Here is a 22022-nt window from a genome sequence, read left to right on the forward strand (position 1 = left end):
AGAATGACGTCCCAAAAAAACAGCAAAATAGTATATTACGTTTCTTTGTTCATAGTTTTTATAATAGCTATTTGGGGATTGGTCTTCAATGATCACTTTTCAAAAGTAGCAAATAAATTAATGGGATTTTTACAAAATAACTTTGGATGGTTATATTTATTTGCTATGTTTATATTTGTAATTGTGGCTTTGATGCTTGGATTCAGTAAATTTGGAAAAATAAAGCTTGGACCAGATGATTCTGAACCTGAGTTCAGTACTATTTCATGGTTTGCAATGTTATTTGGAGCGGGTATGGGAATTGGATTAGTATTTTGGGGAGTTGCAGAACCAATATCTCACTTGGTATCACACTCTAATCCTGGAAGTAGTGAAGCAGCATCTTTTGCTATGAGAGCATCTTTTAAGCATTGGGGATTTCATCCTTGGGCAAATTATTCAATAATAGGACTTGCTTTAGCATATTTCCAATTTAGAAAAGGATATCCTGCGTTAATAAGTAGTATATTTGTTCCTTTACTAGGTGAAGAAAGAGTGAGAGGACCAATTGGAAAAACTATTGATATCTTTGCTGTATTTGCAACAGTTGCAGGAGTTGCTACATCTTTAGGCCTTGGAACAATGCAAATAAATAGTGGAATGAATTATGTGTTCGGATTACCAATTAATTCTTATGTTCAGATAGGGATTATTGGTATAATCACAGTATTATATATTGGTACTGCAGTAGCAGGTATTGAAAAAGGAATTAAATTATTAGGAGATATCAATTTATATTTAGCTGGTGGATTAATTTTACTAACATTTTTAATTGGACCAAAGATAATAATGATGAATTCTCTTGCAGAAGGTCTTGGAGGATATTTAAATAATTTCATTACTGACAGTTTACATTTGAATATTTTGGGAGAAAATAAATGGGTAAATGGATGGACTGTATCCTATTGGGCTTGGTGGATCGCATGGGCGCCATTTGTAGGGTCTTTTATTGCAAGAATATCTAAAGGAAGAACAGTAAAAGAATTTATTCTTGGAGTAATAGTTGCACCAGCTATAGCATCATTTGTATGGTTTGCTATATTTGGAGGATTAGGAATAGGTTTAGTGGATAAAATGGGAATTCAACAGTTAGCAGAAGTTGTTAAAGTTCCGGAAACTGCTTTGTTTGCCGCTTATGGCCAATATCCTTTAGGAAAAATACTATCGATTATTACATTATTATTATTATGCACATTCTTTATTACAAGTGCAAACTCTGCTACATTTGTTCTTGGGATGTTTACATCTGGTGGAGATTTGAATCCATCATCAAGAAAAAAAGTAATATGGGGATTAGTACAGTCATTACTTGCAACAGCATTATTATTGTCAGGTGGAATACTTGCATTACAAACAGCTTCTGTTGCAGCAGCTTTCCCTTTCATATTCATAATGTTCTTTGCTTGTGTATCATTATTTAAAGCATTTAATAAAGAAAAATTATAAATATATTTGAGTTAAAATATTAGGAGGTAACATGATGGAGAATTTGTATGATGTTGTCATCATTGGCGCGGGACCAGCTGGATTATCTGCAGGACTTTACGCAGCTAGAGCAAGAATGAAAACTTTAATTTTGGAGAAAGATAGTCCAGGTGGACAAATTGTGATAACTCATGAGATTGCAAATTATCCTGGTGCTATGCCGGAAGAAAGTGGTCCTAGTTTAATAGCTAGAATGGTCAATCAAACTGAACAATTTGGAGCTGAAAGAGTAAGTGACAATATTGTTGAAGTTGAACTTTCTGGTAAAGTAAAAGTTATTAAAGGGGAAAAAGGAGAGTATCATGCAAAATCTGTAATAATTGCAACTGGTGCAGAACCAAAATTAATTGGTTGTCCAGGGGAAGCAGAATTTACAGGTAAAGGAGTTTCATATTGTGCAACTTGTGATGCTGATTTCTTTGCAGGATTAGAAGTATTTGTAGTAGGTGGAGGAGACTCTGCTGTTGAAGAAGCATTATACTTAACTAAGTTTGCAAGAAAAGTAACTATAGTTCATAGAAGAGATGAATTAAGAGCTGCAAAGTCAATTCAGGAAAAAGCATTTAAAAATGAGAAGATGCATTTTATGTGGGATTCAGTAATTGAAGAAATAAAAGGTGATGGCATAGTAGAGTCAGCTATCTTCAAAAATACTAAAACTGGAGAAACAACTGAGTATTTTGCTGATGAAGATGATGGAATCTTTGGAATATTTGTTTTCATTGGATACACTCCAATTAGTAAGTTATATGAAGGACAAATTGAAATGGAACATGGATATATTGTTACAGATCAAGACATGAAAACAAATATCGAAGGTGTATTTGCGGCTGGAGATATTAGAGTTAAATCTTTAAGACAAGTAATTACAGCAGCAGGAGATGGAGCAATTGCAGCTGTAAATGCTGAAAGATACGTTGAAGATTCTGAATAAGAATTTATACTATAAAGATTACAAGTTTAGGGAGGTGAAAGTATGGTTATTTTAGATAAAAATACTTTTAATACTGAAGTTTTAGAAGCAGAAGGATTAGTATTAGTTGACTATTTTGGTGATGGATGTGTACCATGCGAAGCATTATTACCAGATGTTATAGCATTATCTGAGGAGTATGAAGGAAAAATGAAATTCACTAAATTGAATACTTCAAAAGCTAGAAGATTAGCAATTTCTCAAAAAGTTTTAGGTCTTCCAACAATATCTCTTTATAGAGATGGAGTTAAGATTGATGAATTAACTAAAACTGATGCAACAAAAGCTAATATTGATGCAATGATTAATAAACACTTAGGCTAAAAAATAATAGAGATCTATATTTTATAAAATAAAAGGAGGATATCGAACATGAGTATGTTTGAAGGAGCAAAAGTAATCATCGTTGGCGATAGAGATGGTATACCTGGTCCTGCAATAGCTGAATGTATCAAAGGTACTGGTGCTGAAATAGTTTTTTCATCAACAGAATGCTTTGTCTGAACAGCTGCAGGTGCTATGGATCTAGAAAATCAAAATAGGGTAAAAAGTTTAACTGAAAAGTATGGTGCAGAGAACATGATAGTTCTTTTAGGTGCAGCAGAAGGTGAAGCTGCAGGATTAGCAGCAGAAACAGTTACAAACGGAGACCCTACTTTCGCAGGTTCATTAGCAGGAGTCCAGTTGGGACTAAAAACTTATCACGTAGTAGAGCCAGAAGTAAAAGAAGCAGTAAATGAGGAAGTATACGAAGAGCAAATAGGCATGATGGAAATGGTATTAGATGTAGATGATATAATTTCTGAAATGTCTTCTATCAGAGAACAATTTTGTAAATTTTTATAATGTTCAAAATATGAAATGGGTGATGTGCGCATCACTCGTTTTTTTATATATAGAAGTGGCAAGTTATAAATTTAATTAAATCGGAGGGAAAATAAAATGAACTATGCAGTTATTAAAGGAACTGGTTATGTATTAGTAAATACTCCTGACATGATTTTACATAATGGTACAACTCAAACAATGGAGAAAATAACAAATCCTGATTCACATTATTTGAAGGAGATTTCTAAATATATTAGACCATTTGAAGAAGTGGTTAACTATGCACCAAACCAAGCTTATATAGGAAACATGACACCAGAAGAATTAAGAGGATATGAGATGCCTTGGTACGACAAGAGCGTTGAAGGTGTAACTCGTGATGGTAAATTTGGTGAGATCATGCCACAAGATGAGTTTATTGGTCTTATGAAGATTTCAGATGCTTTTGAACTTGTAAAACTTAATAAAGAAATCACTGCAAGCATCAAAGAAAAATTAGCTAATCACCCATTATTCAAAGATGAGATAGATAAGTTACAAGATGGAGACTCAATGGAAGAGATTGAGAACATTGTTAACGAACTTCATGGAGAAGGAATCTATAATGATGGGAAATTAGTTGGATGTGTTAAAAAAGCTCATGATATAGATGGAAACTTAACTGCTCATGTTTTATTCGAAAACTTAGTTGTTAAAGCATCTGGTGTTCTTGCATTCAAAAATCTTGTTGCTAAAAACAACATTAATGTTGAAGATATTGAATATGTAATTGAATGTTCAGAAGAAGCTTGCGGAGACATGAACCAAAGAGGTGGCGGAAACTTTGCAAAATCTATAGCAGAGATATCAGGTGCTGTAAATGCAACAGGTTCTGATACTAGAGGGTTCTGTGCTGCACCAACTCATGCACTTATAGAAGCGTCAGCTTTAGTTCAAGCAGGAATATACAAAAATGTTGTTATAGTAGCTGGTGGTGCTACAGCGAAGCTTGGAATGAACGGAAAAGACCATGTTAAAAAAGGAATTCCTGTACTTGAAGATATATTAGGTGGATTTGCAGTATTAATTAGTGAAAATGATGGCGTAAGCCCTCTAATTAGAACAGATATTTTAGGAAGACATACAGTTGGTACAGGTTCTTCACCACAGGCAGTAATGACATCATTAATCGCTGCACCTTTAGATAGAGCAGGATTAAAAATCACTGATATAGATAAATACTCAGTTGAAATGCAAAATCCAGATGTAACTAAACCAGCAGGAGCTGGAGATGTACCAGAAGGAAACTACAAAATGATTGGTGCATTAGGTGTTAAGAGAAAAGAGCTTGAAAGAAAAGAATTACTTCCATTTATCAAAAAACATGGAATGCCAGGATGGGCTCCAACTCAAGGTCATATTCCATCAGGAGTTCCTTACTTAGGTTTTGCTATGGATGATTTAACAGAAGGTAGTTTAAATAAAGTAATGATCGTAGCAAAAGGAAGCTTGTTCTTAGGTCGTATGACTAACCTATTTGATGGAGTTTCAGTTGTTATAGAAAGAAATTCAGGCAAAAAAGAGGAAGCTGGTTCAAGTGTTTCTCAAGATGAAGTTAAAACATTAATTGCAGAATCAATGAGAGATTTAGCAGCACTTCTACTAAAGGAATAGGGGTGAACTATATGACAATGAGTAAATCTTCAGTTAAAGAAATGATTGGAAATGCATTGCTTGAAGTATCAGAGGCAATTGAATCTGGTCAATTTGGAAAGAAAGTAAGAATAGGAATAACTACTTTAGGTTCAGAGCATGGAACTGAAAATCTTCTAAAAGCAGCAGAATTAGCTTCAAAAACTTCTGAAAATATTGAGGTTGTTTTAATAGGACCGAAGGTTGAAACAGAACTTACAATAGTTGAAGCAAACAGTGAAGATGAAATGTACTCTAAAATGGAAGAGTTATTAGATAGTGGAGAACTTCAAGGTTGTGTAACTATGCACTATAACTTCCCAGTTGGAGTTTCAACAGTAGGAAGAGTAATAACTCCAGGAATGGGAAAAGAAATGTTCCTAGCTACTACTACAGGAACGGCAGCAGTAAACAGAGTAGAAGCTATGGTTAAAAACGCTTTGCACGGAATTATAACTGCAAAATCTATGGGAATAGAAGAGCCAACAGTTGGAATTCTTAACTTAGATGGAGCAAGACAAGTAGAGCGTATTTTAAAAGAATTAAATAGTAACGGATATAAAATAAAATTTGCTGACTCAGCTCGTGCCGATGGCGGAGCCGTAATGAGAGGTAATGACTTATTAGCTGGCACAGCAGATGTTATGATTACTGATACTTTAACAGGTAACATTATGATGAAAGTATTCTCAGCTTACACAACAGGTGGAAGCTACGAAGCAACAGGATACGGATATGGTCCTGGAGTTGGAGAAGGATATGAAAGAAATATACTAATAGTATCAAGAGCATCAGGAATACCAGTTGTAGCAAACGCAATAAAATATGCAGCAGACCTTGCAAAAGGTAAAGTAGTAGAAAAATCAAAAGCAGAATTCAAAAAAGCAAAAGATGCAAAACTAAATTCAATTTTAGAATCTCTTAATAAAGATGCAAAAAAATCTTCAGATGAAGAAGAAATAACAGCACCACCGAAGCAAGTAGTAACAGGTTCATTATCAGGAGTAGATATAATGGAACTTGAAGATGCCGTAAAAGCACTTTGGAAAAATGGAATCTATGCTGAGAGTGGAATGGGATGTACAGGACCAATAGTAATGGTTCATGAAACAAAAGTTGCAGAAGCTAGAGAAGTTTTACAATGTGTTGGATTTATTGCAAAAGAGGGAGATTGCTGTTAGAAATATATACGGGAGGAATAGAATGTATAAAATAGTAGGAAAAAGAGTTTTGGTGCCAAACATTATTTATATGGATGTAGAAGCGCCAATGGTGGCAAAGTCAGCTAAACCAGGACAATTTGTTATTGTTATAGATGATAAAAAGGGTGAAAGAGTTCCCCTTACAATTGTTGATTTCGATAGAGATAAAGGTACAGTAGCTATTGTATTTCAATGTGTTGGTAAATCTACTGAAAATATGGCTAAATTTGAAGTTGGTGATGCTTTTGCTGACTTCGTAGGTCCTCTAGGAAAACATTCTGAGTTTATCTTTGAAAATTTAGAAAGTCTAAAAAATGAAAATATTTTATTTATAGCTGGAGGAGTAGGTGCTGCTCCTATATATCCACAAGTTAAATGGTTATGGCAAAATGGAATTAAAGCAGACGTGATTTTAGGGTCTAGATCAAAAGATTTATTAATATTAGAAAAGGAAATGGAAGCAGTTGCTGATAATTTATATGTAGCTACTGATGACGGTTCTTATGGTTTCAATGGTTTGGTTACTGATTTATTTAAAGATCTTGTAGATAATAGAGGGAAAAAATATGATCATGTTATAGCTATTGGTCCTATGATAATGATGAAATTTGTTTCAATTACTACAAAAGAATATAATGTAAAAACAACTGTAAGTTTAAATACGATTATGGTTGATGGTACAGGTATGTGTGGTGCTTGTCGTGTTACTGTTGGAGATGAAGTGAAATTTGCATGCGTTGATGGACCAGAGTTTGATGGTCATTTAGTAGACTTTGATGAAGCTATGAGAAGACAAACTATGTATAAAACAGAAGAGGGAAGAAATAAACTTAAAGAAATTGAAGGTGATACTCACTCTGGTGGGTGTGGTTTATGCGGAGGTGATGAGTAATGGCTAAGATGCCTAGAGTGCCTATCTCTGAACAAGATGCTACAAAAAGAGCAAAAAACTTTGAAGAAGTTTGTCTTGGTTATACTGAAGAAGAAGCAGTAAAAGAAGCAAGTAGATGTATCAACTGCAAAAAACCTATGTGTGTGCCTATGTGCCCTGTAGCTATAGATATTCCTGGATTTATTCAACATGTAAAAAATAGAGAATTTGAAGAGGCTGCAAAAGTAATTTCTAAATATAGCGCACTTCCTGCTGTATGTGGTAGAGTTTGTCCTCAAGAAGTACAGTGTGAAGGAAAATGTGTTCTTGCTATAAAAGGTGATGCTGTAGCAATTGGTAAGCTTGAAAGATTTGTTGCTGATTGGTCAAGAGAAAACAATATTGACTTGTCTCAAACCGAACCTAAGAAAGGCAAAAAAGTTGCAGTAATCGGAAGTGGTCCTGCAGGACTCACTTGTGCAGGGGATCTTGCTAAAAAAGGTTATGAAGTAACTATTTATGAGGCTTTGCATGAGACTGGTGGTGTACTAGTATACGGTATTCCAGAATTCAGACTTCCAAAGGATACAGTGGTAAAACATGAAATAGAAAATGTTAAAAAGTTAGGGGTTAATATTCAAACAAATATAATAATCGGACAAACTATTACAATAGATGAATTGATTGAAAAAGAGAAGTACCACGCAGTATTTATTGGTTCTGGTGCTGGACTTCCAAAATTCATGGGAATACCTGGTGAAAACGCAAATGGTGTATTCTCAGCTAATGAATTTTTAACCAGAATAAACTTGATGAAGGCTCATAGAAAAGACTATTCTACACCTATTAAAGTTGGTAGGAAAACTGCTGTTATAGGTGGTGGAAATGTTGCAATGGATGCAGCAAGAACAGCTTTAAGATTAGGGTCTGACTCTCATATTGTATATAGAAGATCAGAAGATGAACTTCCAGCCCGAATTGAAGAAGTACATCATGCTAAAGAGGAAGGGGTAGTTATGGACGTATTGACAAACCCTGTGGAGATTTTAGTAGATGAAAATGGCTGGGTTAACGGAATGAAATGCGTAAGAATGGAGCTTGGAGAACCAGATGCATCTGGAAGAAGAAGACCAATAGTAATTGAAGGGTCTGAATTTGTTATGGATGTGGATACAATAATCATGTCACTAGGTACAAATCCCAATCCATTAATCCCATCTACTACTAAAGGACTTCAAATAAACAAGTGGAAATGTATCGTAGTAGAAGAGGAAACAGGACTTACTTCAAAGGATAAAGTATATGCTGGCGGAGATGCTGTAACAGGTGCTGCAACAGTTATTCTTGCTATGGGTGCGGGAAAAACAGCTGCTAATGCTATTGATAAAGCTTTAAATTTATAATAAAATTGATTTTAGTGTAATACCTGCAGTCTAAAAAATAAGATTGCAGGTATTTTTTATATACATAATTATTGTTTATGTTATAATTATTTTACCTTGTGTCATAATTTACAATATTTTAGGGGATTATGTTTGAGTTAGTATCAAAAACAAGTAGTCTAGTTTTTGAATGGAATAAATATACAAAAGGGGGAGAAGAAATATGAAACAGAGTATAATAAAAGATGTCTTTTCAGAAATAGTAGAAAAACTTAATAAAGAATTTATTGGGCAGGAAGATTATTTTACAGAATTGAGTAGCTATTTCGAAGAAAAAATAATAGAAAAAGAAAAAGGTGCTTTACTTGTTGTTGGGGAAGTTAACACATTTAAAAAAGTAGGTATTAGATACATGTTTCAGGAGTTAATAGCTAATAAGATTCTAAAAGAAGGAATTCTTGAAGAAATTGATTTGGCTTCATATAACTTTAATTATGGATATAATGCTTTTTTGTCAGATTTATATGAAATACTAAGTAATAGTTCTGAAGGTATTATTTTTACTAATGTTGAAATGGCATCAGATCAGATGCTTAGTATATTATCTAGAATATATCCTAACAAAAATATTGAATTAGAATCAAACTATGTTATGAAGAATCGATTTCTTTTAGAAACATCTGAAAATATAGAAGATGCAATTAATAAGATAAAATGTGGGGACAAGTTCCTTGTATTTTTATATGATAAAAAGAAGAATAATAATTACTATGATTTTGTACAAAACAACATAAAGAACAGAGATAAAGTTTTATACACAAGAAATTTAACAATTGATGAGAAAACAATTCTTATGAAAAAGGTAATATTTAAAGTATTGAAAGAATTAGAGTTAAAATATAGTGTAGATATTACATTTAGAAATAAAGAAAGCGATGATATAGAAGAAGATTATGGCATTTTATCATATATTAATAAATTTAATGAAGATGAAAACTTTACTTTAATGGATTATATACGATATAAGTTAAGCAATCCATTAACGAAAATATTTGATGAGCAAAAGACTGAAAGCAATAGTAGAATTTTATTGTATGTTGAAAATAATGAGATATACAGCAAAATTAACAATGAAGTTTATAAACTAAAAGATTATGTAACTCCATCCCTTGAAGAGGTAAAATATAGGTTAGATTCAATAGTAGGGATGAAAGAATTCAAAGAACATATAAATAATATTGAAAATAACTTTAAGGTACAAAAAATTAGAGAAAGACTTAATATGAAGACTGCTAAAATGTCACTAAATATGGTTTTTGTAGGAAATGCAGGGGGAGGAAAAACCAATGCTGCTAGAATTACCTTTGAGTTTCTTAAAGCCATTGGGATATTATCTAGAAATGTTTTTGTAGAAGTTAGTAAAGCAGATTTTATATCAGGAGAAACAAATGATATAGCTAAAACAACCAACGAAATCATAAAATCAGCCATTGGGGGAGTTCTATTAATTGACGAAGCTTACTCTTTATGCGAAAATGCAGATGATAAAGTAGGAAGAGAAATTTTAGATACACTTTTAACGGGAATAGAGAATAATAGAGATAATCTAGTCGTAATTTTAGCAGGATATGAAAAAGATATGGATAGATTATTGAATTACAATCAAGGATTAAAATCCAGATTCAATAATGTAGTACATTTTAGAGATTATACACCAGAAGAAATGTATGAAATAGCTGTTAATATTGCAAAAGAAAAAGGATATTACATAGCTAATAATGTAAAAAATGATTTGATAGATTTATTTACTAAAAATCAAATTATTGAAAGCAATGGACTTGGAAATGCAAGATTTGTAAGGAATGTAATTGAAAATGCCATTATGGATGCTTCTAAAAAATACCTTTTAGATTTAGAAAGACAAATAGATATACTAGATAGATCTAATTTTAACTTTAATGCTAAAGTTAGATTTGATTTAGAGGAGAAATTAAAAGGGATAGTTGGACTAGAAGAAGTAAAGAATTTGCTGAGAAATCAATATAAATTATTGATTGCACAAGAAAAAAGAAAATCTGTAGGTGTTGATACAAAAATTGAACAGAACTTAAATATGGTTTTTGCTGGTAATCCAGGAACGGGGAAAACTAGTATAGCAAGACTGGTTGCGGAAATGTTGAATAGCATGGGATTTTTAAAAGGTGGACAACTCATTGAAACAGATAGATCAAGTTTTGTTTCAGAAAATCTTGGGGAAACACCTATAAAAACAGAAGCAAAATTTAAAGAAGCTATAGGTGGAATACTATTTATTGATGAGGCTTATACACTAGCTAATGATTCATTAGGTAGAGAGGCTATAGAAACACTGCTTAAATTAATAGAAGATTATTCAAAAGAAGTAATTGTTATTCTAGCAGGCTATAGCAAAGAAATGGAAGATTTCTTTGATGTGAATATTGGATTAAGATCAAGATTTCCGTTATGGACAAATTTTGAAGATTATAGACCAAATGAACTATTGGAGATAGGTATTAGATTACTTCATTCAAAAGGGTTTGAATTATCAAAAAATGGGAATATAGAGCTTGAGAAAAGCTTTGTTGATATTTATGAGAATGCAGATGTTCAGTCAGGTAATGCTAGAATGGTAAGGAATCATATTGAAAATTTGATAAGAATACAAAGTGTAAGAGTTGCTGAAGAACAGATAAGTGCTTATGAATTGAATTTAATTACTGCTGGAGATGTACAAAAACTTATTTTTTCAGAAAATGACAAGAGTTTTAATCTTGAAGATAAACTTAAGAAGATTTCTGATAACGAAAAGGCTAAAGATTTTTTGAGAAATCAGTATAAGCTGTTTAGAATTAATGAAAAAAGAAAAAAAATTGGTGTAAACTCAGATATAAATAAATATATGAATATTATCTTTACAGGTGAAGTAGGAACAGGAAAAAATATTGCATTGAATATCTTGTCTGAAATGTTGTACAGTATTGGTATGGTAAAGGCTAAGACACCATTGCAGATTAGTAAGTATGAAATTGATACTGCATTAAAAAGTGGCAAGAAACTGGAAGATATTCTGAATAAAGGTATAGGAAAGGTTTTGTTTATTGACAGAACGGATTTGTTTATTGAAGGAGAGGATTCAAACAACGTTATTGTTGAACTGATTAAATTTATAGATAAATATAGGAATAGAATAATAATTGTTTTGAATGGAGAAGAAAACAATATACGAGAATTGATGAGACAAAATCCTGCATTAAGCTATAGATTTCCAACATTACTGGATTTTGACGACTATTCTGAAGAAGGACTAATAAATATGGCTTTGAAAGTTTTAAAAGATAAAGGTTATTCATTCGATAGTGAATGTGAAGAAAATATTGGAAAAATAATCACTGAGTTTTATGAAAATAAGTATATTATTATAAAAAATGGGCTTATGATAAAACAATTTCTTGACAATATAATTAGAGTGCAGAGTATACGGATTTTCGATTCTAAAATAGGAAATGATAAGATTAATACTATTATTAGTAGTGATTTATTCCAGGCAAAAAAAATATTTTTACATAAAAATACATAGAAATTTTATGTAATTATTTTGATTCTATAAGATTAAAAATATCTATTATCGTATTTTGACGATAGTAGATATTTTTGGTTGTCAATTATATTGCTATTTTTAATTTTTTATAAGCTAAAGAAATATAATCAAATAATAGGTAAATCATGGTACAATATAAGAAAATAAATAATTAATTTGTATTTTGTTGGATAAAAGAACATATTATAGTATTTAGCAGGAGATAAAAAGGACAGTGTTTTGAAAATAAATTTTATATCAAGAAAGGAGTATTTTATAATGAAACTTCGAGAAGGATTTAGTTCTGAAAAAGAAAAGTTATATTTACTTTGTCGATATAAAGTAGAAGTAAATCAAATTAGAAAAGTATTAACTGCTTTTTCTTTATTGTATGCTTTCTTTGGTTTATTCGATTACTTTCTTTGTTATGAATATAGATATTTATTTTTTTACATTAGATTTTATGTTGTTATTCCTTTAATTATTATTACTATTTATTTGTCCTATAAAAGTTTTTTTGTGAGCATTTATCAACAAATTTTACTTATTGATTTTATTGTAGCAGGGGCTGGGGTTACAATAATGTTAATACTAAAGCCAGATAATGTTTCATATTACGGTGGCATGTTTATGGTATATTTTTCGGGTTATTTTCTAGTTAAATTAAAGTATACTTATTCCGTAATAGGAGGATGGACTAATTTTTTGATTTATATTTTTGGCTTTTTTATACATGGGGGCAGTATAACTATACAATTTATTTCTTCATCATTGTTTTTCATTGGTGCAAATATAATAGGAATGTTAGGTAGTTATAATTTAGAATTTATAAACAGAAAGAATTTTTTACAAGGTGAAAAAATTGAAGAATATAATAAAAATCTTGAGAATAAGATAAGAGTACAAGTAGAAGAAATTAATGATTTACAGGTGGAAACAGTATTTGTACTAGCTAGACTTGTTGAATCTAGAGATAATTTTACAGGTTCTCATATAGTGAGAGTAAGTAAATATTGTAAAATAATATCAGAAGAAATTGATGAGAAATACTTTGATAAAATGGATATATCTAAACAAGAATTTATGGATACAATTGAAGTAGCTAGCGTTTTACATGATATAGGTAAAGTAAGTATTGAAGATTCTATACTTAATAAAAAAGGTAAATTAACATATAAAGAGTTTCAGCAGATGAAGAAACATACTATTATTGGTAATGAGCTTTTAAAAAGTGTAACAAATGAAATGCATAGTAACAAATTTATTGATATGGGTGTTGAATTAACGAGACATCATCATGAAAAATTCGATGGGTCTGGTTATCCTGATGGGTTGAAAGGTGAAAATATTCCTTTATCTGCAAGAATAATGGCAATAGCTGATGTCTATGATGCGTTAACAAGCAAGAGATCGTATAAAGAGGCCTTTTCTAATAAAAAAGCTATTGAAATAATAAAAAGTGAATCAGGAAAGTATTTTGATCCCCATTTGGTAACATTATTTTTAAAAAAATTTAAATAAAAAAAGAATGAAGAAGCAAGATGTTTGCCTCTTTACTCTTTTTCAAACTGATCCCTTTTAGCATTGCAAATAGGGCATATATAATCTTCAGGGATTTCATTAGATTCTAAAATATATCCACAAATTTTGCAACGATATCCTTGTTTTAAAGGCTCTTCATTATAAGAAGGCGCATTTTGGGGAGTGATTCCTTTTTTTATTCTATGATAATAACTATAAGTCATAACTTCATCATCCCTTAATACCTCTGATTCTAATACTTGGCCTATAAACATTACATGAGTGCCTAGGTCAAGGGTATCGATAACTTTACAACTATATCTTGCAGATGCAAAATCTGTTACATACTTGATTCCGTTTTCATCTATTTTAGTACTGAAGTTCACGAATTTATCTACAGTTTCACTGCATTTAAATCCAAACTCACGAATTAAATCCATTTTAGTATTTTGTGTTAAGGAAGTCGCATTGAAATATCCGGATTTTTGGATGATTTTTTCTGTAAAATTGTTTTTTGAAACTGTTACTGATAACTTTGGGGGTTTCGACGTTACCTGTGAAAGAGTGTTAACTATACAACCGCTTTGTTTACCATCATAGCAACTTGAAACAATATATAATCCACAACTAAGCTTAAAAAATGCCTTCGTATCCATATCTACCACTCCTTGTGATTAATTTACAAATATATATAATAATTGTAAGCCATAATGCTATAATTGTAAAATATATTAAGAAGATTTGTACTTATCACGGACTGAGTTAATTCTATCTTTCATATGTTGTCTTATTTCATAAGTTCCATCCTTCATTCTATTAATTCTGAAGCTAATTTTGTCTTTTGAATAATCAAATGTTTCTCCCAAATTTCTTTTTAAATTATATAAAGTTTGAAATTCAGTAAATAAATTGCCAAAAGAAAATTCATTTTCTGAATTTTGATTATGAGCTGTTATTAAAGTTGTATATGATTTTAAGACATTTGAAGCAAAAGTTTCGCTAGAATATTCATTGGTTTTCAATTTACTTTTCTCACACATAGTTTTATAAAGTTCATTTGAAGAAAAAATTGTATTGAGAGAAGAAATAAAACTATTTTCGTCAGTGTATTTAAAACCATTTTCATTGTTTTTAATTAGAGTTTCTACACAATCATCATTTCTGCAAACTACAGGTATACCGCAAGCCATCGCTTCAATATAAGTAAGACCTTGAGTTTCGGTTGTAGAAGCAGTAACAAAAACTTCACCCAATTTATAGTATTTATATACCTCATCAGGATTAATAAAATCGGTAAACTTGACTATGTCATTTAAAGCATAATTATGAACTAATTTTTTTAAATTAAGTAAATAAGGGCCTCCGCCGGCAATTAGAAATCTTTTATCATTAAAATAAGGTTTATTGTTTTTTATATAATGGATTATTTCATCTATATTTTTTTCTTTAGAAATCCTACCAAGGTAAACTAAGGTTTTTTTATTAATCAAATCATACTTCTGTTTTAAAGAAATGTATTCAGACGTTTCAATAGTTCTATTAAATTTATCTAAGTTTAACCCTGTTGGAATAGTATATATTGGGGTTGCTACTTTATATCGTAATAAAGTTTGAGTTGTTTTTTCCGTGGGAGCAATAACTCCAGAAAAATTACTTACTAATTGTTTGACGACTTTAATTATTACTTTTTTGTTGAGCTTTTTACTTCCAATCAAAAAGTTAGTATAATCTTCATACATAGTATGATATGTATGAATTAAAGGAATATTTAATCTACTTGCAAGTTTTTTAGCTACTAGCATTACTGAAAATTCTGTTTGAGTATGAATAATGTCTGGTGACCATTCTTCAATTTGCTTAATAATATTTGAACCCGATAAATATTTTATTCGTGCATCTGGGTAGATGTTTATTTTTATAGATTTCAAATAATAAATACTATTTTCAAATCTTTCACTTTTATTAGATGATAATGTTAAAATTCTAACTTCATGCCCCATTTTTTTCAATTCTTCGTAGAGAATAACAGTTGAAGTAACAACACCATTTATCATAGGATAATAGGCATCTGTTGCTATTAATATTTTCATTTTAGTTCCTCCATGTTTATCTGGTAAAATACAAGATTAATCTTGAAAACTATAAGATTAATAAAAAATTCAGTGTGATTTTAAATGTTAATTGATTATTTCTATATTATAATACTATACATTAGATATAATTTGAAGTAATAGACTATAAAAACATAATTTATGGTAAAGATTTTTATAAGACAAAGATGAATTGGTGCCATTGTATTCAGAAAATTCTAATTTGTGATGCAATATTGCAAGTGCGATGCATTATTGCATCGTAGAGTGGAGTTGTAAAAAAATGAGATGGATACATGTTTTATCTATTTTATAAATAAAAAATACTAAACCTACTAATTATAAGTGATGTAAAAATGCATGTAAAATAGGAATGATAACTATATAAGATGATAAGAAATATGTTGTTTTAAGGCTTTAATTAAGGGTTGCATATAGTTTGTTAAAAAAATGGCATAAAAATTGCTCTATAATTTTATGTAGGTAAAATAAACATGATTAATAATATATTCATAATAAAGAAACTACAAATAAATCTAAAAAAAGTGTTATTAAATCGATGCAGTAAAATACTAACTAAAGATAATTGTTATATGGAACTAAATGGTATTTAAATTAGTTCTTAATTTTGAAGTGCAATTGTTAAGTATTTAACGTTAAGGAATTAACACTATGATAATAATTTATTTAATTTCAAGGAGGTAATGTAATGGATTTTTCTATTTCAAATGAATATGTAATGCTACAACAAATGTACAGAGAGTTTGCAGAAGTAGAAGTTAAGCCTTTAGCAGAAGAGGTTGATGAGGAAGAACGTTTTCCAGTAGAAACAGTTGAAAAACTTTCAAAATATGGATTTATGGGAATACCATTTCCAAAGGAATATGGTGGAGAAGGTGGAGACAACTTAGGATATTCTATGGCTGTTGAAGAATTATCTAAAGCATGTGCAACAACTGGTGTTATAGTTTCTGCACACACTTCATTATGTGCAGCACCAATTTATCAATTTGGTAATGAAGAGCAAAAACAAAAATACTTAGTGCCTTTAGCAAAAGGTGAAAAATTAGGAGCTTTTGGTCTTACTGAGCCTAATGCAGGTACTGACGCAGCTGGCCAACAAACAACTGCTGTTTTAGAAGGAGATTATTACATATTAAATGGATCAAAAATATTTATAACAAATGCTGGTTATGCAGATACATATATTGTTATGGCGATGACTGATAAAAGCAAAGGTACAAGAGGTATATCTGCATTTATAGTTGAAGCAGATTATGAAGGATTTACTATTGGTAAAAAAGAAGCTAAGTTAGGTATCAAAGGTTCAGCAACTTGTGAATTAATATTTGAAAATGTAAAAGTTCCAAAAGAAAACTTACTTGGAAAAGAAGGTAAAGGATTCAAGATTGCAATGCAAACTCTTGATGGTGGACGTATAGGAATCGCATCTCAAGCATTGGGTATAGCACAAGGAGCCATTGACGAAACAGTTAAATATGTAAAAGAAAGAAAACAATTTGGAAGAGCAATTTCAAAATTTCAAAATACTCAATTTCAACTTGCTGATATGCAAGCAAAGACAGATGCAGCTAGATTATTAGTATATAGAGCAGCAAAAGCTAAGGATAATAAAGAAAATTATAGTGTATATGCAGCTATGGCTAAATTAGTAGCAGCAGAAACTGCTATGGAAGTTACAACTAAAGCAGTTCAATTACATGGTGGATATGGTTATACAAGAGAATATCCAGTTGAGCGTATGATGAGAGATGCTAAAATAACTGAAATATATGAAGGAACTTCAGAAGTTCAAAAAATGGTAATAGCAGCTTCAATGTTAAAATAGGAGGGATAATATGAATATTATAGTTTGTATAAAACAAGTTCCAGATACTACAGAAGTTAAAATAGACCCAAAAACAGGAACTCTTATAAGAGATGGTATTCCAAGTATCATAAACCCAGATGATAAAGCTGGACTAGAAACAGCATTAAAATTAAAAGATGAGTTAGGTGCAAAAGTAACAGTTCTAACTATGGGACCACCTCAAGCGGATAAAGCCTTAAAAGAAGCATTAGCAATGGGAGCAGATGAAGGAATTTTATTAAGTGATAGAGCATTTGCAGGAGCAGATACTTGGGCAACATCATTAACAATTGCATCTGCAATTAAAAATATGGAATTCGATTTAATAGTTGCAGGTAGACAAGCTATAGATGGAGATACTGCACAAGTAGGACCACAAATTGCAGAGCATTTAGGATTACCTCTTGTAAGTTATGTAGATGATTTAAAGAAACAAGACGATAAGTTAATTTTAAAAAGAGTATTTGAAGATGGATATCATATGATAGAAGCAAAAATGCCATGCGTAATAACAACTTTAAGTGAAAATATTAAACCAAGATATATGCAAATTGCTGGTATATATGATGCTTATAGAGAAAAAGAAATTAAGCATTTATCATTGAAAGATTTGGATCTAGACCCTGTACAAATAGGATTAAAAGGATCTCCAACTAAAGTTAAAAAATCATTTACTAAAGGTGCTAAACAAGCAGGAAAAGTATATGATGTACCAGTTAATGAAGCTGTAGAAATTATTGTGGAAAAACTACAAGAAAAATATTACTTATAATAAATACTCTATTTAGGAGGGGTAACTTTGGGAGTTATGAATAGTAAAGGTGTTTTCGTATTTATTGAACAAAGAGAAGGAGAAATTCAAAAAGTTTCTTTTGAACTTTTAGGAAAAGGTAGAGAACTTGCTGACAAATTAGGCGTAAAATTATCAGCAATATTATTAGGATGCAATATTGAGAATAAAACAAATGAATTAATATATGCTGGCGCAGATGAAGTTTTATTTGTAGATGATAAAGCTTTGGAATACTACATGAATGAGCCTTATACAAAAGCATTTGCTTCAATAGTAAATGATAAAAAACCTGAGATAGTTTTATTTGGAGCTACTTCAATAGGAAGAGATTTAGCACCTAGAGTTTCTGCAAGAATTCATACTGGACTTACAGCAGACTGTACTTCATTAGAAATTGATGATGAAACAAAAAATCTATTAATGACAAGACCAGCTTTTGGAGGAAATATACTTGCAACAATTATATGTCCAGACTATAGACCACAAATGTCTACAGTAAGACCAGGAGTTATGAAAAAACTTAAATTAGATGAATCAAGAGAAGGTAATGTTGAGAGAGTTAATATTGATTTTGTTGATTCAGATATGAATGTTAAAATATTAGAAGTTGTAAAAGAAGAAAAAGAAAAAGCTAATATTGATGAAGCTGGTGTATTAGTTTCAGGTGGTAGAGGACTTAAAAATCCTGAAAACTTCGAAATGTTAAGAGAACTAGCACATGAGTTCAAAGGATTAGTTTCAGCTTCTCGTGCAGCTGTTGATGCTGGATGGATGGATAGAAACTTCCAAGTTGGACAAACAGGAAAAACTGTTAGACCGAATGTATATTTTGCATGTGGTATTTCAGGAGCTATTCAACATTTAGCAGGTATGGAAGAATCAGAATTCATAGTTGCTATTAATAAAGATCCAGGTGCACCAATATTTGAAGTTGCTGATTTAGGTATAGTTGGAGATTTAAACAAAGTAATTCCTGCTTTAGTTGAAGAAGTAAAAAAAGTTAAAGCTAATAAGTAAAGATAAACCTTACGTAATAGAATAAGGGACAGTTTAACTTCCATAGTTGAACTGTCCCTTATTTAATAATTTTATTTTTGTCTTGTATCTCTTTCTAGGAAATAAGATAGAACTTCTGTACGTTCTTTTTGCTTTTTTTCTAAAGTTTCAGGTGTCCATGTATAAATACCTTCTCCACTTTTACTTCCTAGATTACCATTTTTAATTTTACTTTCTAGTAATTTCGAAGGCTCTGTAGAATTACTAAGATCTTTTAAAAGATATGATGATATATCATAAAATATATCTAAACCTCCTAAATCTGCACTACATAAAGGTCCTGTACTTGATAATCTCCTTCCGTGCCCATATTCTATAGCTTTGTCAACTTCTTCGGGTTTTGCCCAACCTTGCTCAACTATGTATAAAGCTTCTCTAAGTAAGGCTAGTTGAAGACGGTTGCCTATAAAACCTAGACATTCCTTTTCCATACGGATAGCTTTTTTACCAATAAATTTAATCCATTCCATGGTTTTAAGCATAGTTTCTTCAATTGTTTTCTCACCTGGTACTACCTCTACCATAGGGATTAATTGAGGTGGATTCCAAAAATGAGCTATTACAACTCTTTCGGGGTTTTTTAAATCCTTAGCAATTGCTGTTGGACTTAGTCCTGAGGTATTTGTAGCTAAAATTACTTTTGGGTCGCAAATTTCATCTAGTTCTTTAAAAATTCTTTGTTTGAGTTCTAAATCTTCAGCTAATGATTCTATTACAAAATCAGTATTTTCTACAGCTTCTTTAATAGTTTTAACACCTTTTATTTTGTATAAAACCTCTTGGCATTCTCTTTCTGTTATTTTATTTTGATTTTTTAGATTATTTAAGCTGGCTCTTATATTATTAAAACCTCTTTCCAAACTTTCATCAGATCTACCATACATTTTTACATTTAATCCTACTTTTGCAGAAAGCAATGCTATGCCATGGCCCATAGTTCCAGTACCTAATACTGAGATGTTTTTAATATTCATATTTACTTTCGCTCCTTTAAATTGTTGTTCAAGCTTTTATAAGCAATTATTATACCAAAACGGTAATGCAATTATGCATTGAATATTACTATTCTCGCTTCACTATGATATAATTATCAGGAGTTTAGGGGGGATTTAGTTGTTTTATGAGAAAAATACAATTTATATATTAGGTACGGCAAGAATAAGTAAAAATGATCCAATTTCAGCTATATATGAAACTTTTTTTGTTGGAATTATATTAGAAAGAGATAGCGGTAAAGTAATTGATTTAACATGTAATATGGTGAGAGATGTTACTAACGATTTTATAAAATCTATTCTTGTAGGATATAATTTAACAGAAGATATTGATGAAATTATTAAGGAAATACAAGAAAGATTTTACGGTATGGCACAAAAAGCTGTAATCGCAGCGGTAAAAGATGCTCGAAATAAATATATGATGATAATAAATGGTTGAAAATTACTATAAAATAGAGTATACTATAGAAAATCTTAAGAAAACTTAATATAGTTTTGTTTATTCGTATATAGACATCCGCTATATACAACTATAGATAAGACCCAGTTAACGAAAAGTTACTGGGTCTTTTTGCGTACATGTAAAATAATGTAAAGAAGGTGTGAAAAAAATGAAAGTCAATGATATAAATTAAGAGTATTTCAAACAAATGGAAAAAATAATTAGAAAAAATCTTAACAGAAGAGGGATGGATAAAATAAATTTGTTTGGAGAATTTGAAAAGGGTGCAATAGATCTTTTGAGTAGTACAACAGTAATGATTGTTACTGGATTTGTTATAAAAGACAAACTTATAGGTGAGACAGATGGACCTATTGGAGCGATATCTTTAGCTAGTGCATTAGAGAAATTAGGTAAAAAGGTGATAATTGTAACTGACAAATATTCTAAAAATATATTATTTAATTGTTCTTTAGTAAAAGGAGTAAAAGCAATAATTGAAAGTGTTCCATACATAGAGGCTGAGGAGTTTTGCTATTATCTACTAGAAAAATACAAACCATCTCATATAGTATCTATAGAAAGACCTGGACGTAGTGATGATGGGTTTTGTTATTCAATGAGAGGAGAAAAATTAAGTGACGTTGTTCCTAATACAGATGTATTATTTCAAGAATCGATGCATTTAGGAATCACCACATTGGCAGTAGGTGATGGTGGTAATGAAGTAGGTATGGGGAAAGTATCATCTTTTGTTAGGGAATCAGTAGAGCAAGGAGATATAATATGTGCGTCTATTAGCACCGACTATTTAATTGTAGCAGGAGTATCCAATTGGGGTGGACATGCACTATGTGCAGCACTTTCCATATTGACAAGTACTATGCTGCTTCATGATAATGAAATAGAAATAGAAATACTGAAAAGTATGGTCAATGCAGGAGCTGTAGATGGGTGTACAAAAAGAAGAACAATGACAGTGGATGGTATATCCTTAGAAGAAAATATTGAGATTTTGGAAAAGCTAAGAAGTGTAGTTAAATCATATTTCAATATTGCAAAATGTGTAAGTTAAATATAAAATTATTAGTATAACGATAGAAACAGTGCACAATGCACAGTTGACAGTGCACAGTAAAGGAAACCTTTCGTTTACGAAAGGTATCATGAACTTGTCACTTGTCACTTGTCACTATAAATTTC

18 protein-coding genes are annotated in these 22022 nt (G+C 30.9%); 15 read left to right on the forward strand and 3 right to left on the reverse strand.

Going from position 1 to position 22022, the window contains the following annotated elements:
• Positions 1 to 3 precede the first annotated feature (3 nt).
• The 10 genes from ACQ3F0_RS16205 to ACQ3F0_RS16250 all read left to right on the forward strand — a co-directional run bounded on the left by ACQ3F0_RS16205 (position 4) and on the right by ACQ3F0_RS16250 (position 13570).
• Entirely contained in the window at positions 4 to 1485 is a 1482-nt protein-coding gene (locus tag ACQ3F0_RS16205) for a glycine betaine uptake BCCT transporter (RefSeq protein WP_428866413.1), read from the forward strand.
• Positions 1486 to 1519: 34 nt separating this feature from the next.
• Positions 1520 to 2458 (forward strand): thioredoxin-disulfide reductase, encoded by a 939-nt coding sequence (gene trxB, locus ACQ3F0_RS16210; protein WP_428866414.1) that lies wholly within the window; start codon positions 1520 to 1522, stop codon positions 2456 to 2458.
• Positions 2459 to 2500: 42 nt separating this feature from the next.
• Positions 2501 to 2821, forward strand: a complete 321-nt coding sequence (trxA, locus tag ACQ3F0_RS16215; RefSeq protein WP_428866415.1) for a thioredoxin TrxA — start codon at positions 2501 to 2503, stop codon at positions 2819 to 2821.
• A gap of 48 nt (positions 2822 to 2869) precedes the next feature.
• On the forward strand, positions 2870 to 3343 hold the full coding sequence (gene grdA, locus ACQ3F0_RS16220; protein WP_428865769.1) for a glycine/sarcosine/betaine reductase complex selenoprotein A: 474 nt from the start codon (positions 2870 to 2872) through the stop codon (positions 3341 to 3343).
• Between the two features lie 96 nt (positions 3344 to 3439).
• The gene (gene grdC, locus ACQ3F0_RS16225) at positions 3440 to 4978 is read left to right on the forward strand and encodes a glycine/sarcosine/betaine reductase complex component C subunit beta (protein WP_428866416.1); all 1539 of its coding nucleotides are present in this window, start codon (positions 3440 to 3442) and stop codon (positions 4976 to 4978) included.
• Positions 4979 to 4995: 17 nt separating this feature from the next.
• Entirely contained in the window at positions 4996 to 6177 is a 1182-nt protein-coding gene (grdD, locus tag ACQ3F0_RS16230) for a glycine/sarcosine/betaine reductase complex component C subunit alpha (RefSeq protein ID WP_428866470.1), read from the forward strand.
• Between the two features lie 22 nt (positions 6178 to 6199).
• On the forward strand, positions 6200 to 7090 hold the full coding sequence (locus tag ACQ3F0_RS16235) for a sulfide/dihydroorotate dehydrogenase-like FAD/NAD-binding protein (RefSeq protein WP_428866417.1): 891 nt from the start codon (positions 6200 to 6202) through the stop codon (positions 7088 to 7090).
• Positions 7090 to 8472 carry an NADPH-dependent glutamate synthase gene (gltA, locus tag ACQ3F0_RS16240; protein ID WP_428866418.1) on the forward strand — a complete coding sequence of 461 codons (1383 nt, stop codon included), beginning with the start codon at positions 7090 to 7092 and terminating at the stop codon, positions 8470 to 8472. The genes ACQ3F0_RS16235 and gltA overlap by 1 nt, the downstream gene beginning before the upstream one ends.
• A 202-nt stretch (positions 8473 to 8674) precedes the next feature.
• Positions 8675 to 12049: an AAA family ATPase gene (locus ACQ3F0_RS16245; RefSeq protein WP_428866419.1), complete on the forward strand. Its 3375-nt coding sequence runs from the start codon at positions 8675 to 8677 to the stop codon at positions 12047 to 12049.
• A 279-nt stretch (positions 12050 to 12328) separates the two neighbouring features.
• Complete coding sequence (locus tag ACQ3F0_RS16250) at positions 12329 to 13570, forward strand: HD-GYP domain-containing protein (protein ID WP_428866420.1); 1242 nt, start codon at positions 12329 to 12331, stop codon at positions 13568 to 13570.
• A gap of 32 nt (positions 13571 to 13602) precedes the next feature.
• Here ACQ3F0_RS16250 and ACQ3F0_RS16255 read toward each other — a convergent pair whose 3' ends face one another.
• The gene (locus ACQ3F0_RS16255) at positions 13603 to 14226 is read right to left on the reverse strand and encodes a flavin reductase (protein ID WP_428866421.1); all 624 of its coding nucleotides are present in this window, start codon (positions 14224 to 14226) and stop codon (positions 13603 to 13605) included.
• Between the two features lie 75 nt (positions 14227 to 14301).
• A complete protein-coding gene (locus tag ACQ3F0_RS16260) occupies positions 14302 to 15660 on the reverse strand; it encodes a glycosyltransferase family 4 protein (RefSeq protein WP_428866422.1) in 1359 nt (452 codons plus the stop codon).
• 709 nt (positions 15661 to 16369) lie between these two features.
• Between ACQ3F0_RS16260 and ACQ3F0_RS16265 the strand changes: the two genes are divergently transcribed.
• Genes ACQ3F0_RS16265 through ACQ3F0_RS16275 form a run of 3 tightly spaced genes read left to right on the forward strand, consistent with a single transcriptional unit; the run spans position 16370 to position 19340 of the window.
• Positions 16370 to 17509 carry an acyl-CoA dehydrogenase gene (locus ACQ3F0_RS16265; RefSeq protein WP_428866423.1) on the forward strand — a complete coding sequence of 380 codons (1140 nt, stop codon included), beginning with the start codon at positions 16370 to 16372 and terminating at the stop codon, positions 17507 to 17509.
• Positions 17510 to 17519: 10 nt separating this feature from the next.
• Complete coding sequence (locus tag ACQ3F0_RS16270; protein WP_428866424.1) at positions 17520 to 18302, forward strand: electron transfer flavoprotein subunit beta; 783 nt, start codon at positions 17520 to 17522, stop codon at positions 18300 to 18302.
• A gap of 36 nt (positions 18303 to 18338) precedes the next feature.
• Positions 18339 to 19340 carry an electron transfer flavoprotein subunit alpha/FixB family protein gene (locus ACQ3F0_RS16275; protein WP_428866471.1) on the forward strand — a complete coding sequence of 334 codons (1002 nt, stop codon included), beginning with the start codon at positions 18339 to 18341 and terminating at the stop codon, positions 19338 to 19340.
• A 71-nt stretch (positions 19341 to 19411) separates the two neighbouring features.
• Here ACQ3F0_RS16275 and ACQ3F0_RS16280 read toward each other — a convergent pair whose 3' ends face one another.
• Entirely contained in the window at positions 19412 to 20353 is a 942-nt protein-coding gene (locus tag ACQ3F0_RS16280) for a 3-hydroxyacyl-CoA dehydrogenase family protein (protein ID WP_428866425.1), read from the reverse strand.
• Positions 20354 to 20492: 139 nt separating this feature from the next.
• Between ACQ3F0_RS16280 and ACQ3F0_RS16285 the strand changes: the two genes are divergently transcribed.
• Both ACQ3F0_RS16285 and ACQ3F0_RS16290 read left to right on the forward strand, forming a co-directional pair.
• Complete coding sequence (locus tag ACQ3F0_RS16285) at positions 20493 to 20816, forward strand: DUF3870 domain-containing protein (RefSeq protein ID WP_428866426.1); 324 nt, start codon at positions 20493 to 20495, stop codon at positions 20814 to 20816.
• Positions 20817 to 21027: 211 nt separating this feature from the next.
• Entirely contained in the window at positions 21028 to 21894 is an 867-nt protein-coding gene (locus tag ACQ3F0_RS16290; protein WP_428866427.1) for a DUF4392 domain-containing protein, read from the forward strand.
• The last annotated feature ends 128 nt before the right edge of the window (positions 21895 to 22022 follow it).

It is taken from the genome of Clostridium sediminicola, assembly GCF_050402865.1.
Lineage (GTDB): Bacteria > Bacillota > Clostridia > Clostridiales > Clostridiaceae > Clostridium_AF > Clostridium_AF sediminicola.

What these genes read in the sequence shown, in the direction of transcription:
- ACQ3F0_RS16205 (WP_428866413.1), top strand. Translation starts at nt 4, where the DNA reads ATGACGTCCCAAAAAAACAGCAAAATAGTATATTACGTTTCTTTGTTC.
- trxB (WP_428866414.1), top strand. Translation starts at nt 1,520, where the DNA reads ATGGAGAATTTGTATGATGTTGTCATCATTGGCGCGGGACCAGCTGGA.
- trxA (WP_428866415.1), top strand. Translation starts at nt 2,501, where the DNA reads ATGGTTATTTTAGATAAAAATACTTTTAATACTGAAGTTTTAGAAGCA.
- grdC (WP_428866416.1), top strand. Translation starts at nt 3,440, where the DNA reads ATGAACTATGCAGTTATTAAAGGAACTGGTTATGTATTAGTAAATACT.
- grdD (WP_428866470.1), top strand. Translation starts at nt 4,996, where the DNA reads ATGAGTAAATCTTCAGTTAAAGAAATGATTGGAAATGCATTGCTTGAA.
- ACQ3F0_RS16235 (WP_428866417.1), top strand. Translation starts at nt 6,200, where the DNA reads ATGTATAAAATAGTAGGAAAAAGAGTTTTGGTGCCAAACATTATTTAT.
- gltA (WP_428866418.1), top strand. Translation starts at nt 7,090, where the DNA reads ATGGCTAAGATGCCTAGAGTGCCTATCTCTGAACAAGATGCTACAAAA.
- ACQ3F0_RS16245 (WP_428866419.1), top strand. Translation starts at nt 8,675, where the DNA reads ATGAAACAGAGTATAATAAAAGATGTCTTTTCAGAAATAGTAGAAAAA.
- ACQ3F0_RS16250 (WP_428866420.1), top strand. Translation starts at nt 12,329, where the DNA reads ATGAAACTTCGAGAAGGATTTAGTTCTGAAAAAGAAAAGTTATATTTA.
- ACQ3F0_RS16255 (WP_428866421.1), bottom strand. Translation starts at nt 14,226, where the DNA reads ATGGATACGAAGGCATTTTTTAAGCTTAGTTGTGGATTATATATTGTT.
- ACQ3F0_RS16260 (WP_428866422.1), bottom strand. Translation starts at nt 15,660, where the DNA reads ATGAAAATATTAATAGCAACAGATGCCTATTATCCTATGATAAATGGT.
- ACQ3F0_RS16265 (WP_428866423.1), top strand. Translation starts at nt 16,370, where the DNA reads ATGGATTTTTCTATTTCAAATGAATATGTAATGCTACAACAAATGTAC.
- ACQ3F0_RS16270 (WP_428866424.1), top strand. Translation starts at nt 17,520, where the DNA reads ATGAATATTATAGTTTGTATAAAACAAGTTCCAGATACTACAGAAGTT.
- ACQ3F0_RS16275 (WP_428866471.1), top strand. Translation starts at nt 18,339, where the DNA reads ATGAATAGTAAAGGTGTTTTCGTATTTATTGAACAAAGAGAAGGAGAA.
- ACQ3F0_RS16280 (WP_428866425.1), bottom strand. Translation starts at nt 20,353, where the DNA reads ATGAATATTAAAAACATCTCAGTATTAGGTACTGGAACTATGGGCCAT.
- ACQ3F0_RS16290 (WP_428866427.1), top strand. Translation starts at nt 21,028, where the DNA reads ATGGAAAAAATAATTAGAAAAAATCTTAACAGAAGAGGGATGGATAAA.